General features: G+C 71.8%; 10 protein-coding genes. 3 read left to right on the top strand and 7 right to left on the bottom strand.

The genetic code is table 11. The features are described 5' to 3' along the window. Nucleotides 1-64: 64 nt before the first annotated feature. Nucleotides 65-1651 carry a hypothetical protein gene (locus tag ABII15_RS30405; protein ID WP_353945462.1) on the bottom strand — a complete coding sequence of 529 codons (1587 nt, stop codon included), beginning with the start codon at nucleotides 1649-1651 and terminating at the stop codon, nucleotides 65-67. Between the two features lie 415 nt (nucleotides 1652-2066). On the opposite strand from ABII15_RS30405, the gene ABII15_RS30400 reads away from it, so the two are divergent. The 3 genes from ABII15_RS30400 to ABII15_RS30390 all read left to right on the top strand — a co-directional run bounded on the left by ABII15_RS30400 (nucleotide 2067) and on the right by ABII15_RS30390 (nucleotide 6447). Then, nucleotides 2067-5123, top strand: coding sequence for a glycoside hydrolase family 3 N-terminal domain-containing protein (locus ABII15_RS30400; protein WP_353945461.1), 3057 nt, complete (start codon nucleotides 2067-2069; stop codon nucleotides 5121-5123). Nucleotides 5124-5221: 98 nt separating this feature from the next. Beyond that, nucleotides 5222-5986: a polysaccharide deacetylase family protein gene (locus tag ABII15_RS30395; RefSeq protein WP_353947250.1), complete on the top strand. Its 765-nt coding sequence runs from the start codon at nucleotides 5222-5224 to the stop codon at nucleotides 5984-5986. Between the two features lie 26 nt (nucleotides 5987-6012). Continuing rightward, a complete protein-coding gene (locus ABII15_RS30390) occupies nucleotides 6013-6447 on the top strand; it encodes an SRPBCC family protein (RefSeq protein WP_353945460.1) in 435 nt (144 codons plus the stop codon). Between the two features lie 16 nt (nucleotides 6448-6463). Here ABII15_RS30390 and ABII15_RS30385 read toward each other — a convergent pair whose 3' ends face one another. The 6 genes from ABII15_RS30385 to ABII15_RS30360 all read right to left on the bottom strand — a co-directional run bounded on the left by ABII15_RS30385 (nucleotide 6464) and on the right by ABII15_RS30360 (nucleotide 14510). Next, nucleotides 6464-7651: a glycoside hydrolase family 6 protein gene (locus tag ABII15_RS30385; protein ID WP_353945459.1), complete on the bottom strand. Its 1188-nt coding sequence runs from the start codon at nucleotides 7649-7651 to the stop codon at nucleotides 6464-6466. 184 nt (nucleotides 7652-7835) lie between these two features. Next, nucleotides 7836-8984: an XdhC/CoxI family protein gene (locus ABII15_RS30380; RefSeq protein WP_353945458.1), complete on the bottom strand. Its 1149-nt coding sequence runs from the start codon at nucleotides 8982-8984 to the stop codon at nucleotides 7836-7838. 44 nt (nucleotides 8985-9028) lie between these two features. Then, nucleotides 9029-10480 carry an NCS2 family permease gene (locus tag ABII15_RS30375; RefSeq protein ID WP_353945457.1) on the bottom strand — a complete coding sequence of 484 codons (1452 nt, stop codon included), beginning with the start codon at nucleotides 10478-10480 and terminating at the stop codon, nucleotides 9029-9031. 151 nt (nucleotides 10481-10631) lie between these two features. Continuing rightward, nucleotides 10632-13022, bottom strand: coding sequence for a molybdopterin cofactor-binding domain-containing protein (locus ABII15_RS30370; protein ID WP_353945456.1), 2391 nt, complete (start codon nucleotides 13020-13022; stop codon nucleotides 10632-10634). 4 nt (nucleotides 13023-13026) lie between these two features. Further along, the gene (locus ABII15_RS30365; RefSeq protein ID WP_353945455.1) at nucleotides 13027-13614 is read right to left on the bottom strand and encodes a (2Fe-2S)-binding protein; all 588 of its coding nucleotides are present in this window, start codon (nucleotides 13612-13614) and stop codon (nucleotides 13027-13029) included. Beyond that, on the bottom strand, nucleotides 13614-14510 hold the full coding sequence (locus ABII15_RS30360) for a xanthine dehydrogenase family protein subunit M (RefSeq protein WP_353945454.1): 897 nt from the start codon (nucleotides 14508-14510) through the stop codon (nucleotides 13614-13616). The genes ABII15_RS30365 and ABII15_RS30360 overlap by 1 nt, the downstream gene beginning before the upstream one ends. Nucleotides 14511-14635 lie beyond the last annotated feature (125 nt).

Below are 14635 nucleotides of genomic sequence, written 5' to 3'. Positions count from 1 at the left end.
GGGGGTGTCCGAGCCTATCCCGGCGGTCTCCCCCACGCTCGTGCGGCCCGGCGCACCCGGTCCGTCACAGGTTCTGTCCGAGCCCGCCGCCGCCCACCACGTAACTGCACTGTGTATAGGTGTATCCGGGCGCGATGGTGCCGCCCGCGGCGCGGCTGTTCGCCGTCGCGGGGCCGCCGCCGGGCTTGTGCAGGAAGTCGTACGAACCCGCGGGCAGCCGGAGCGTGGTGTGCGGGTAGGTCTTGCCGCTCGCCCGGCACGCCTTGCTGCGCCCGGCCGCTTCGGTGGCGTACGTCCGGCAGGAGCCGCATCCGGCGATGGTGACGCGCCCGGTGACCGGACCGGTGTAGAGGACCTCGACGGGATCCGGGCCGTCGTTGCTGATCACCAGCTCCATGCGGGTGCCGCCCGGGGCGTGCGCGGGCGGCAGGTGGAGGCCGGCCGCGGGCCGCTGCTCGGCGATCTCGGCGGCGATCGCGACCTGTTGGGCGCGGCCGCGCCGCTTGTCGCTCCTGTAGGTGCCCGCGAAGCCGGTCATTGTCGTGCGCGCGGCGCCGAACTCCTTGTCCGCGAACTGGTCGATGCCACAGGCGTACTCGCCGTCGCGCACGGCCCTGCCGACGTCGCCGCGCAGATGGGCGGGGGCGGGCGCGGGCAGTTCCCGGGCGGTGTCGCCGATCCTGCGCAGCGCGTCGGTGGCGCGGCAGGGTTCGGCGCCGTCGAGTTCCCCGGCGCGCCGTTCGACGGCGTCGTGCAGGGCGGGTTCGACCCCGGCGGCCTGTTTCGACCCGGGGAACGTGCGCAGGAGCTGGCCGAGTTCGCCGCCCTGTCCGTCGCTCTCGCCGGAGCCCAGCTTGCCGGTGCCGCAGGCGAGCAGCGAGGTGGCCAGCCGCGCGTCGGGCCAGCCGGCCAGGTCGCCGAGGACGGAGCGGTCGATGGACCGGGGCACGTCCCGCAGATAGGCGAGGGGTGCGACGGCCGCGCAGTGGTCGTGGTCGGCGTAGGGGGCGGCGACGGTCCGGTAGTAGGCGACGAGGCTGTCGTGCACCCGGTGCGCGGCCCGGGAGCCCGGGTGGTTCTCGGTGAGGTCGTGGTAGCGGCCGAGGGCCGTGCGGTAGTCGGGTCGGGCCTGTGCGAAGTCCTCGCCGGAGGCCCGCTCGACGAGGGCGTCGGTCCGCTCCAGCCGGTCGAGCAGCATCGCCTGCACGGCGTCGTCGCGCAGCGCCCCGTACCCGACCGCGCCGCCGGCGGGCACGGCGAGCAGCAGCACGCCGAGCACGAGGGCGGCGACGGGACGGACGCGTACGGCGGTCGACGGCGCGCGCAGGCCTCTTCGGGCGCCGTCCAGCGCCGCGATCAGCAGCAGGGCCAGGTATCCGGCGACCGCCCAGGCGGGCACGCCGCCGGCGTCGGCGGGCAGCGCGACGATGAGCAGTCCGGCGGTCGCGGCGAGACAGAGCGCGGTGAGCGCCCAGTGGCGCAGCAGGGCGTAACCGAGGCCGAGGCCCGAGAGGTTGAGCAGCCCGGCGGCGACGGCGCGGACGGGATCGGGCGGACCCGGCGGCGCCGCGGGCGGTTGCGGCGGCCCGAACCACAGCACCTCGGCAGGAGCGTGGTCCGGTGGCGTCGCCGGGGGCGGGCCCGGCGGCATGGGCGGCACCGGCGCGGGCGCCCGGGGCGGCATGTCGGAGGGCGACGGATCGGGAGGCGGCGTCTCGGGAGGCGGCATCTGCGGCGGTGGCCCGAACCGGCCGCCGCCCCCGCTCCCGCTCCCGCCGCCGTCCGTCCCGCTGTCCCGCCCCGAATTCCCGGACGCGTCCCCCGGCCACCCCATCGCGGTCCCCCAACCGTCAGGTGTCACATCCCCGCTGCCACCATCCGGGGCGATGCCGGGCCTGTCAATCGGGCACGAGCGGACGATCACCCCCCAACTCCCTTTACTTTCCGACGACTTGACGCCCTCACGTCGCCCCCATTAACTCAACTCTTGAATTAAGACGCTCGGGCACACAGCGACGCACCAGACGCACCACCAGCACCCGTATCGGGACCATCGGGAGGGAATCTTGCGTCACGTCACACCCCCGCACCGGAACAGCAGAAGAAGACGGGCGGCACTGCTGGCCGTCTCCGCGCTCGCCGCGGGGCTGCTGCCCCTGACCACCGCAGGACCGGCCGCGTCCGCGGACGATCCGGCCCCCGTGCCGGTCGACCGCTTCGAGGGCGAGGTGCCCTTCGCCAACCAGCCCGCCGAGGGCATCTTCACCTGGGGCGGCGACACGGACGATCCGCCGAAGCTGGAGCTGAAGGAGCGCACGGACGCACCCGAGGGCGCCAAGGTGCTCGAAGGGTCGTACGACATCAGCGGCTACGGCGGCTTCAGCCACGACTTCGCCGCCGACCGGCCCGCCCACGACTGGTCGGCACACCGCGGCATCCGCTTCTGGTGGTACGGGGACGGCTCCGGCCGCACGCTCACCTTCGAGATCAAGGACGGCGGCGCGCACGGCGAGGCGTCCGAGCTGTGGAACACGCGGTTCACCGACGACTTCTCCGGATGGAAGCAGATCGAGCTGCCGTTCACGCAGTTCGCGTACCGCACGGACTACCAGCCGGTCGGCGGCATCGACCAGGTCCTCGGCCTCGACAAGATGTGGGGCTACGCGGTCACGCTGCCCACCGGTTCGAAGTCGCAGTTCGCCATGGACGATGTGGAGTTGTACGGCAAGGCCGACCCGGCGCTGCGCGCGTCGGTGACGACGGACGCCGCCGTGTACCCGGTGAAGGAGGGCGGCTCGGCGAAGGTGCGGCTGTCCGTGACGACCACGGGCAATGTCCCGGTCGCGGACGACGTCACCGTCGCGTACGCCACCGGCGGCGGCACCGCGACGGCGGGCAAGGACTACACCCCGGTCAGCGGCAAGGTCACCTTCCCGGCGGGCATGGCGTCCGGCGCGACGAAGACGGTGACGGTCGCCACGACGAAGGACCGGGAGAAGGCGGAGAGCGCCGAGACGATCCCGCTGAAACTCACCGTGACCGGCGCCAAGGCGCCCGCCGAGACGCCTCAGGTGGTCGTCGACGCGCACGGCCTGCCGTACCTCGACGCCAGGCTTCCGGTGAAGAAGCGGGTCGCCGACCTCGTCTCCCGGATGTCCCTCGCGGAGAAGGCCGGTCAGATGACGCAGGCCGAGCGGGGCGGTGTCGGCACGGGCGGGGACGTGTCCTCGTACGACCTGGGCTCGCTGCTCTCCGGCGGCGGTTCGACGCCGACGCCGAACACGGCGGCGGCCTGGGCGAAGATGATCGACGGCTTCCAGCTGCGGACGCGGGCGACCCGGTTCCAGATCCCGCTGATCTACGGCGTGGACGCGGTGCACGGGCACAACAACCTGACCGGCGCGACGATCATGCCGCACAACATCGGCATCGGCGCGACGCGGGACGCCGCGCTCGCCGAGAGGGCCGGCGCGGTGACCGCCTCCGAGGTGCGCGCGACCGGTGTCCCGTGGGACTTCGCGCCCTGCCTGTGCGTCTCGCGCGACGAGCGGTGGGGCCGCTCCTACGAGTCGTTCGGCGAGGACCCGGCGCTCGTGAAGAAGATGGAGACGATGATCCAGGGCTTCCAGGGCCGCGCCGACGGCAGCGACCTGGACCGCGACGACAAGGTCTTGGCCACCGCCAAGCACTTCGTCGGCGACGGCGGCACCGCCTACGGCTCGTCGACCACGGGCACGTACACCGTCGACCAGGGCGTCACGACCGTGACGAAGCAGGAGCTGGAGGCGGTGCACCTCGCGCCGTTCGGCGACGCGGTGAAGCGCGGCGTCGGCACGGTGATGCCGTCGTACTCGTCGCTCGACGTCATCGGCGACGGCGAGGGCCCGGTCAAGATGCACGCCGACGCCAAGATGATCAACGGCGAGCTGAAGGACAGGCTGGGCTTCGAGGGCTTCGTCATCAGCGACTACAACGGCATCGACCAGATCCCGGGCGACTACAAGAGCGACGTCCGTACGTCGGTCAACGCGGGCGTCGACATGGTGATGGCGCCGTACTCCTACAAGGAGTTCCGTGACGACCTGGTCGGCGAGGTCGAGGCGGGCAACGTCACCGGGAAGCGGATCGACGACGCGGTGTCGCGCATCCTGACCCAGAAGTTCCGGCTGGGCCTGTTCGAGCGCCCCTACGCCGACACGTCGAACGCCGACAGGATCGGCGGCAGCGCCCACCGTGCCGTCGCCCGGCAGGCGGCGGCCGAGTCGCAGGTGCTCCTGAAGAACGACGGGAACGTGCTGCCGCTGAGGAAGTCGCAGAAGGTGTACGTCGCCGGGTCCAACGCCGACGACATCGGCAACCAGACCGGCGGCTGGACCATCACCTGGCAGGGCTCGTCCGGGAACATCACCGACGGGACGACCGTCCTCCAGGCGATGCGGAAGGCCGCTCCGGACGCCACCGTCGCCTATTCGAAGGACGCCTCGGCGCCGACGGACGGCTACGACGTGGGCGTGGTCGTGGTCGGCGAGACCCCCTACGCGGAGGGCATCGGCGATGTCGGCAACGGCAACGACCTGGAGCTGACCGCCGCCGACAAGGCCGCCGTCGACAAGGTGTGCGGCGCGATGAAGTGCGTGGTCCTCATGGTCTCGGGGCGGCCGCAGCTCATCGGCGACCGGCTCGGCGGGATCGACGGGCTCGTGGCGTCCTGGCTGCCCGGCACCGAGGGCGACGGCGTGGCCGACGTGCTCTACGGCAGGAAGCCCTTCACCGGTCAACTCCCGGTGACCTGGCCGAAGTCGGAGTCCCAGCTGCCGATCAACGTGGGCGACGCCGCGTACGACCCGCAGTTCCCCTACGGGTACGGGCTGACCACGCGGGCCGAGGCGCCGGCCGGGAGCGAGCACACGCTCCAGGCGCTCGCGCGCTCGGCGCGGCACGTGCACGGCGCGAAGGCCGGACAGGCGCTCGTGACCGAGGCGCGGCTGATCGTCCAGAAGAAGGCGGGCGGCTCGGTGCGTCAGGCGTGGGCCAAGCCGTTCGCGGAGGCCGACCATCTGTCACTGAGCGGCGACTACGCGGGCGCACTGGCCAAGCTGATCACCGCCTACAGGGAGGCTTGAGGCAGGTCATCTGACAGTAAAACAGCAGGCCAAACAGCTATACACTGGGTGTACAACCCATGTGTATAGTGCCCGCCATGCCTGCTGCACATGAAAAGATGATGAAAATACGGAAAGGGTTCCGCGCGGTGGCGGCCGTCGCCGCCGCCGGAGCCCTCTCCCTCGGCCTGAGCGGCTGCACGAAGTACGACACGTCGAAGCCGAGCGCCGCCCGCGCGGCCGACACCGGGCCCGCGGCGGCGTTCGGCACGGTCGACTGCCGCCGGGCCAAGTGCGTCGCGCTCACCTTCGACGCGGGCCCGAGCGAGAACAGCCCCCGGCTGCTGGACATCCTCAAGGACAAGAAGGTCCCGGCCACGTTCTTCCTGCTCGGCAAGAACCACATCGCCGAGCACCCGGACCTGGTCAAGCGGATGGCGCGCGAGGGACACGAGCTCGCCAGCCACACCTGGGACCACAAGATCCTCACCGACATCGACGACAACGCGATCCACGACGAGTTCCAGCGCACCGACGACGCGGTGGAGAAGCTCACCGGGAAGCGCCCCACGCTGATGCGCCCGCCCCAGGGCCGCACGAACGACCACGTGAGCGAGCTGGCCAAGAAGGAGGGGCTCGCGCAGGTGCTGTGGGACGTGACCACGAAGGACTACACGCTGCCGCCGTCGAAGACGATCACCGAGCGGGCCGTGCAGCAGACGCACCGGGACTCGATCATCCTGCTGCACGACATCTACAAGAACACCGTGCCCGCGGTGCCCGCCATCATCGACCAACTCAAGGCGAAGGGGTACGTCTTCGTGACGGTCCCCCAACTGCTGGCACCGGGCACGGCCGAACCGGGCAAGATCTACAAGCCCTGACGCCGCCGACGGCCTAGCATCGCGGTATGACCGCCCGCATCCGGATCGTCCGTGACACTCCGCTCAGCGCCGACGAGGCATGGCTGCGGCTGACCGACTGGGAGCGGCACGGCGATGTCGTGCCCCTGACCCGGGTCACCGTGACCACCCCGCCGCCCACGGCCGCGGGCACCGTGTTCACGGCCCGCACCGGCACCGCCCGCCGGTTCGGCTTCGACGACCCGATGGAGGTCGTCGCCTGGCAGCCCCCGCACCGGTGCCGCCTGGAGAAGCGCGGCCGGGTCGTCACCGGCTGGGCGGAGTTCGAGGTCCGGCCGCTCGGCGGGGGCGGGTCCCGGGTGGAGTGGCGCGAGGAACTGGCGGTCCGGGGGCTGCCCGGGGCGGCGGATCCGGTGCTCAGGATCGCGGGGCGGTGGATGTTCGGGCGGGCGGTGGACGGGCTGCTACGGGTGAAGGGCTGACGGGGCGCGCCGCCCCTCACAGCAGCGGCGGCCTGGCGTTCCGTACGAGTTCCAGGGCCTGCCGCGGGAACCAGTCCCCGGCGTCCGGGTCGACGGTGCCGCGCTCGGGGTCCTCGGGGCCGGCCGTGCCGCGCAGGCACAGCCCGTCCGACTCGCCCGGCGTCTTGATCCAGAGGCGTGCGTCCTGGAGGGGGTCGCCGGTGCGCAGGGTCGGCCGGGCTCCCAGGCCGCGGTCCGGCGGGTTGCACCACTCCTGCGCGTCGCCGTACTTGCCGGCCGGCGCGGTCCACGGGCCCTGCCCGTTGCGGCTGGAGTCGGTCACGAAGTGCGCCATTCGGGACGCCGGTACGTGGACGTGGGCGTCGAGCCAGGCCTGCGCGTCGGCCCGCGGCCAGTACTGGTCGGGGCACGCGGCGGCGTCCCCGCCTCCTTCGACGTAGGCGACGCACGACGAGATCAGCTTCCCGTACCAGGAGTTGGCGTCGTCCGAGTAGTAGTTCGAGACGTTGGTGAAGAAGCCGGAGGCGCGGGTGACGCCGCCCTCGACGAGCCTCGGCACGATCGAGCCGACGGTGTGCCAGCCCGGGTGGCCGGTGTCGAGGTAGACCCGCGTCCCGCGCAGCGGCTCCAACGTGTCGACGGCGTAGTTCACCTCGGCGTACCGCGCGGCCGTCAGTGTGCCTTCGGCGTCGTCCTGGCCGCAGTCGGCGGGCAGCAGGGCGAGCGAGTCGGGTTCGAGGACCACCATGGCGTCCCGTGCCCCGATGCCGCGCGCGACGGCGTCGATCCAGGCCCGGTACTCGGCGCTGTTCGCGGCGCCGCCCGCCGAGTAGTTGGCGCAGTCCCGGCCGGGGACGTCGTACAGCGCGAGGACCGGGACGGCGGTGTCGCGGGCGGCGTCCTTCGTCACGTCCCGGACGAGCCGCTCCACCTCGTCGGGGCTCCGCCCGTCGAGCCAGACCGCCTGCGGGGTGGCGAGCATGGCCGCGACGCCCGCGGCGTCCTTGTACTGCCCGGCCCTGACCAGGCCGAGGGCCTGGCGCACGCCGTCGGGGTTGGGGTCGGGGGTGTAGAGGCGGGCACCGTGCCGCGCGGTGTCGGCGGCGACGGCGGGGCCGCCGGCCAGCAGCCCGGACAGCACGACGGAGAGCGCCGCCACGGCTGTCGCGGTACGGCGGAGGGTGCGTCTGACGGGTTCTCGCACGGGTTCACTCCTGTGGTCCTCGAAGATCACGGAAGAGCGTCCGGGAACGTGCGGGAGCGCTCCCACACGAGGGTCGTGGGAGCGGCGCGTGGCGTCAAGTACGGTGCACGGGGCTCCTGTTGTCAGATGACGCCGAGCCCCCGGCGCACGGGTGCGCCGGGGGTGGGTGCGGGCGTCCGGGCCGTCAGGCCACCGACCCGATCCGCGCCGTCGCCCCCGTCTCGTGATGGATCGGCGTGTGCGCCCCGGTCAGGGAGACGCCGGTGCCGCCGCGGCGGGCGGCGACGATCTCGGAGGCGATGGACACCGCGACCTCCTCCGGGGTGCGGGCGCCGAGGTCGAGGCCGATGGGTGAGCGCAGGCGGGCCAGTTCCAGTTCGCCGACGCCGACGTCGCGCAGGCGTTCGTTGCGGGCCAGGTGGGTGCGGCGGGAGCCCATCGCGCCGACGTACGCGACCGGGAGCCGCAGCGCGAGCTGGAGCAGGGGTACGTCGAACTTGGCGTCGTGGGTGAGGACGCACAGCACGGTGCGGCCGTCGACCTCGGTGCGGGCCAGATATTTGTGCGGCCACTCGACGACGATCTCGTCCGCGTCCGGGAACCGCGCGGCCGTCGCGAAGACGGGCCGGGCGTCGCACACGGTCACGCGGTAGCCGAGGAACTTGCCCATCCGCACCAGCGCCGACGCGAAGTCGATCGCGCCGAACACGATCATGCGGGGCGCGGGGACGGACGACTCGATCAGCAGCGTGAGCGGTGCTCCGCAGCGCGAGCCCTGCTCACCGATCTCCAGGGTGGCGGTGCGGCCGGCGTCGAGTTGCGCGACCGCCTCCGCCGCCACGGTGCGGTCCAGCTCGGGGTGGGCCCCGAACCCGCCCTCGTACGAGCCGTCGGGCCGGACGAGCAGGGCCCGGCCCACCAGTTCGGCCGGGCCCGACACGATCCGGGCGAGCGCCGCCGCCTCCCCCCGTGCGGCGGCGGCGAGCGCGGCCCCGAGCACCTCGCGCACGGCCTGGTCCGAGGCGCGTACCGGGGTGACGAGGATGTCGATGACGCCGCCGCAGGTGAGCCCCACGGCGAACGCGTCGTCGTCGCTGTAGCCGAAGCGCTCCAGGACGGTGTCGCCGTCCTCGAGCGCCTGTCGGCACAGTTCGTAGACCGCGCCCTCCACGCAGCCGCCGGAGACCGAGCCGATCGCAGTGCCCTCGCTGTCGACGGCGAGGGCAGCTCCCGGTTGCCGGGGCGCGCTGCCGCCGACGGCCACCACGGTGGCTACGGCGAAGTCGCGTCCCTGCCCGACCCACCGGTCGAGCTCTTCGGCGATGTCCAGCATGTCTCGGTCTCCTTAACGGATACGCGGTGGATGGAGGGCGGGAACTACTTGACGCCCAGCCAGCTCTCGATCGGGTGCAGGCCGAAGTAGACGAGGAAGACGAGGGTCAGCACCCACATGAAGGCGCCGATCTCGCGGAACTTCCCCTGCGCGGCCTTGATCGCGGTGTACGAGATGACGCCCGCGCCGACACCCGCGGTGATCGAGTAGGTGAACGGCATCAGGGCGACGGTGAGGAACACCGGCACGGCCACGGCCCGGTCGGACCAGTCCACGTGCCGGGCGTTCTGCATCATCATGGCGCCGATGACGACGAGCGCGGCGGCGGCCACCTGGCCGGGCACGATCTGCGCGAGCGGCGTGAAGAACAGGCCGAGCGCGAAGAACAGGCCGGTGACGACCGAGGACAGGCCCGTGCGGGCGCCCTCGCCGACGCCGGTCGCCGACTCGATGAAGACGGTCTGCCCGGAGGCGCCCGCGACACCGCCGATGGCGCCGCCCGCGCCGTCGATGAACAGCGCCTTGGACAGGCCCGGCATCCGGCCCTTGTCGTCGGCGAGCTTGGCCTCGGTGCCGACGCCGATGATGGTGGCCATCGCGTCGAAGAAGCCGGCGAGGACCAGGGTGAAGACGATCATGCCGACGGTCATGCCGCCGATGGAGTCCCAGCCGCCGAACTCGACATGGCCGAAGAGTCCGAAGTCGGGCATGGAGACGGCGCTGCCGGACAGCTCGGGCGGGCTGCCGCCCCAGACCTTGGGGCTGAGGTCGAAGGCCGCGTTGACGATGACGGCGAGGATGGTGCCGACGACGATGCCGATCAGGATCGCGCCGGGGATGTTGCGCGCCTGGAGCATGAAGATGAGCAGCAGGGTGACGCTGAAGAGGAGCACGGGCCAGCCGGAGAGCTGGCCGCCGGTGCCCAGGGTGACCGGGTTGCCCTTGCCGACGAAACCGGCGTTGACCAGCCCGATCAGGGCGATGAACATGCCGATGCCGATGGTGATGCCGTGCTTCAGGGCGAGCGGTATCGCATTCATGATGATCTCGCGCAGGCCGGTGACGACCAGCAGCACGATCACGACGCCGTAGAGCACGCACATGCCCATGGCCTGCGGCCACGTCATGTTGGGCGCCACCTGCGTGGCGAGGACGCCGGAGACGGACAGGCCTGCGGCGAGCGCGAGCGGGACCTTGCCGACGAAGCCCATCAGGAGGGTGCACACGGCGGCGGCGAGCGCGGTGGCCGTGATCAGTCCGGCGTGACTGAGCTTGTTGCCGTCCACGTCGGGCCCGCCGAGCAGCAGCGGGTTCAGCAGCAGGATGTAGCACATCGCCATGAAGGTGGTGATGCCGCCGCGCACTTCGCGCGCGTACGTCGACCCTCGCTCGGAGATGTGGAAGTAACGGTCGAGCCAAGACCGGCCGGCGGGCGGACGCGAACCCGCGCCCGCGTCCTCCGCGGTGGTCTTCGGCTCCACGGACTGCTGGGTCATGGTGCCTCGTTTCCCAAGGTTCAAAGGGGCACCCGCGAACATCACGACGGAGCGCGGGTTTTGGGATGGCTGCACGACCCGGGGGACGGCCCGAGGCGCAAGGTGGGGGGACGGGGTGCCGGTGCCTGACCGGCACCCCGTGACGACGGGACTAGGCGGAGGCCGTGCCCGTCAGGTGCTCGGGCCGGACCGGGGTCCGGTCGAGCTGGAGTCCTGTGGCGTTCCGGATCGCCGCGAGGACGGCCGGGGTGGACGACAGGGTCGGTGCCTCGCCGATGCCGCGCAGCCCGTACGGGGCGTGCTCGTCGGCGAGTTCGAGCACGTCGACCGGGATGGTCGGCGTGTCGAGGATCGTGGGGAGCAGGTAGTCCGTGAAGGAGGGGTTCCTGACCTTCGCGGTCTTGGGGTCGACGACGATCTCCTCCATCACGGCGATGCCCATGCCCTGGAGGGTGCCGCCCTGGATCTGGCCGACGACGGACAGCGGGTTGAGCGCCTTGCCGACGTCCTGGGCGCAGGCCAGTTCGATGACCTTGACCAGGCCGAGCTCGGTGTCGACCTCGACGACGGCGCGGTGCGCGGCGAAGGAGTACTGCACGTGGCCGTTGCCCTGGCCGGTGCGCAGGTCGAAGGCCTCGGTGGGCCGGTGGCGCCACTCCTCCTCCAGCTCGACGACCTCGCCCTCCAGGACGTCGGCCAGGTCCGCGAGGACCTCGCCGCCGTCGGTGACGACCTTGCCGCCCTCCAGGAGGAGTTCGGCCGTGGCCCACGCCGGGTGGTAGGTGCCCATCTTGCGGCGGCCGATCTCCAGGACCTTCTCGCGCACCAGCTCGCAGGCGTTCTTGACGGCGCCGCCGGTGACGTACGTCTGCCGGGAGGCGGACGTCGAGCCGGCCGAGCCGACCTGGGTGTCGGCGGGGTGGATGGTCACCTGGGCGACGCCGAGTTCGGTGCGGGCGATCTGCGCGTGGACGGTGATGCCGCCCTGGCCGACCTCCGCCATGGCGGTGTGCACGGTGGCGACGGCCTCGCCGCCCACGACCTCCATGCGCACCTTGGCGGTGGAGTAGTCGTCGAATCCTTCGGAGAAGCCGACGTTCTTGATGCCGACCGCGTAGCCGATGCCGCGGACGACGCCCTCACCGTGGGTAGTGTTGGACAGGCCACCGGGAAGCTGGCGCACGTCGGAGCCCTCGCTGGACTCCCACTGGCGTTCCATCGGCAGCGGCATCGCCTTGACGCGGCGCAGCAGTTCGGCGACCGGCGCGGGCGAGTCGACCGGCTGTCCGGTCGGCATGATGGTGCCCTGCTCCATGGCGTTGAGCTGCCGGAACTCGACCCGGTCCATGCCGATGACGTCGGCGAGCTTGTCCATCTGCGCCTCGTACGCGAAGCACGCCTGGACCGCGCCGAAGCCGCGCATGGCGCCGCAGGGCGGGTTGTTGGAGTAGAGCGCGATCGCCTCGATGTCGACGTCGTCGATGACGTACGGGCCGACGCTCAGCGAGGACGCGTTGCCGACGACCGCCGGGGAGGCCGAGGCGTAGGCGCCGCCGTCGAGCACGATCCGGCACTTCATGTGCGTGATCTTGCCGTCCTTGGTCACTCCGTGCTCGTAGTGGAGCTTGGCGGGGTGGCGGTGGACGTGGCCGAAGAAGGACTCGAACCGGTTGTAGACGATCTTGACGGGCTTGCCCGTGCGCAGGGCGAGCAGGCAGGCGTGGATCTGCATCGACAGGTCCTCGCGGCCGCCGAACGCGCCGCCGACGCCCGCCAGCGTCATGCGCACCTTGTCCTCGGGCAGACCGAGCACGGGCGCGATCTGCCCGAGGTCGGAGTGCAGCCACTGGGTGGCCACGTACAGGTCGACGCCGCCGTCCTCGGACGGCACCGCGAGGCCCGACTCGGGACCGAGGAACGCCTGGTCCTGCATGCCGAAGTAGTAGTCGCCCGTGACGATGTGGTCGGCGCGGAGCGCGGCCTTGTCGGCGTCGCCGCGCACGATGGGCTGGCGGTGCACGATGTTCTGGTGCGGGACGTGACCGGCGTGGTGGTCGTCGCGGCCCTCGTGGACGAGGATCGCGCCCGGTGCGGTGGCGGACGCCTCGTCGGTGATGACGGGCAGCTCGCGGTAGTCGACCTTGATCTTGGCGGCGGCGCGGCGCGCCGTCTCCGGGTGGTCGGCCGCGACCAGCGCGACCGGCTCGCCGTGGTGGCGGACCTTGCCGTGCGCGAGGACCGGGGTGTCCTTGAACTCCAGGCCGTACTTCTTCACGTCGGTCGGCAGGTCGTCGTGGGTGAGGACCGCGTAGACGCCGGGGGTGGCGAGCGCCTCGCCGATGTCGATGGAGACGATCTCCGCGTGCGCGACCGGGGAGCGCAGGATCTGGCCCCAGAGCATGTCCTCGTGCCACATGTCGGACGAGTACGCGAACTCGCCGGTGACCTTGAGGGTGCCGTCCGGGCGGAGCGTGGACTCGCCGATGCCGCCCTTGGTCTTGGATCCCTGCGTGACGTTGAAGGGAATTCCGGTGGTTGCCATGGGCTCAGACCCCTTCGGAAGCGGACTGCCGGGCCGCGGCGAGCCGCACCGCGTCCATGATCTTCTCGTAGCCGGTGCAGCGGCACAGGTTGCCCGAGAGCGCCTCGCGGATGTCCGCGTCCGACGGGTTCGGGGTGCGCTCCAGCATCTCGTCGGCGGCGACCAGCAGGCCCGGGGTGCAGAAGCCGCACTGGACGGCGCCGGCGTCGATGAACGCCTGCTGGATCGGGGCGAGTTCCGCGCCCTCGCCGGTCTGCGAGTCGGTGCCCTTGGCGGACCAGCCCTGGGCCTCCTGGAGCGAGGTGCCGCAGGCACCGCCCTCGTGGGAGCCGCAGGCGCGCTGGTTGGCGAAGTCGGCGAGCCCCTCGACGGTGACGACCTCGCGGCCCTCGACCTGTCCGGCGGCGACCAGACAGGAACACACCGGCACGCCGTCGAGACGGACGGTGCAGGAACCGCACTCGCCCTGCTCACAGGCGTTCTTGGAGCCGGGCAGGCCCATCCGCTCGCGCAGCACGTACAGCAGGGACTCGCCCTCCCACACGTCGTCGGCTTCCTGCCGACGGCCGTTGACCGTGAAATTGACGCGCATTACGCCACGCCCCCCATCGTGTTCGTGGTGCGGAAGGACTCCCAGGCCCAGGTCAGCGTGCGCCGGGCCATGATGCCGACGGCGTGCCGGCGGTACGAGGCGGTGCCGCGTACGTCGTCGATCGGGTTGCAGGCCGCGGCGCACAGGTCCGCGAACTGCTTGGCGACCGACGGGGTGATGATCTTGCCGTTGTCCCAGAACCCGCCCTCGTCGAGCGCGGCGTTCAGGAACTGCTCGGCCTCCTTGGCCCGGACCGGGGTGGGGGCGGCGGAGCCGATGCCGGTGCGCACGGTACGGGTCTCGGGGTGCACCGCGAGGCCGAAGGCGCACACGGCGATGACCATGGCGTTGCGGGTGCCGACCTTGGAGTACTGCTGGGGCCCCTGCGCCTTGGGCAGGTGCACGGCGCGGATCAGCTCGTCGGGCGCCAGCGCGTTGCGCTTCACGCCCGTGTAGAACTCGTCGATCGGGATCATGCGGGTGCCGCGCACCGACTCGGCCTCGACCTCGCAGCCGCCCGCGAGCAGCGCGGGGTGGGCGTCACCGGCCGGGGAGGCGGTGCCGAGGTTGCCGCCGACGCCGCCGCGGTTGCGGATCTGCGGCGAGGCCACGGTGTGCGAGGCGAGCGCCAGACCGGGCAGCTCGGTGCGCAGCTCCTCCATGATCTTGGTGTACGGGACGGAGGCGCCGAGCCGGACCGTGCCGTCGGCTCCCTCTCCCACCTCCCACTGGCTCAGCTCGCTGATGCGGTTGAGGTCGAGCAGGTACTCGGGCCGCCGGTGGTCGAAGTTGATCTCGACCATCACATCGGTGCCACCCGCAATCGGCACAGCCGTGGGGTGCTCGGCCTTGGCGGCGAGCGCCTCCTCCCAGCTGGCGGGGCGAAGGAAGTCCATGAGCGGCTCTCTTCTTCGTAATCGTTCGGCGTCGTGCGTGGATCGTTCGAATCGTTCGCGTCGTACAGATGTTCGATGAGTGTCTGGCGAAGCGATCGAGCCACGGATGTGCGGATCACAGAGGC

Source organism: Streptomyces sp. HUAS MG91 (genome assembly GCF_040529335.1).
Lineage (GTDB): Bacteria > Actinomycetota > Actinomycetes > Streptomycetales > Streptomycetaceae > Streptomyces > Streptomyces tabacisoli.
This window is presented reverse-complemented; position numbering and strand designations above follow the sequence as displayed.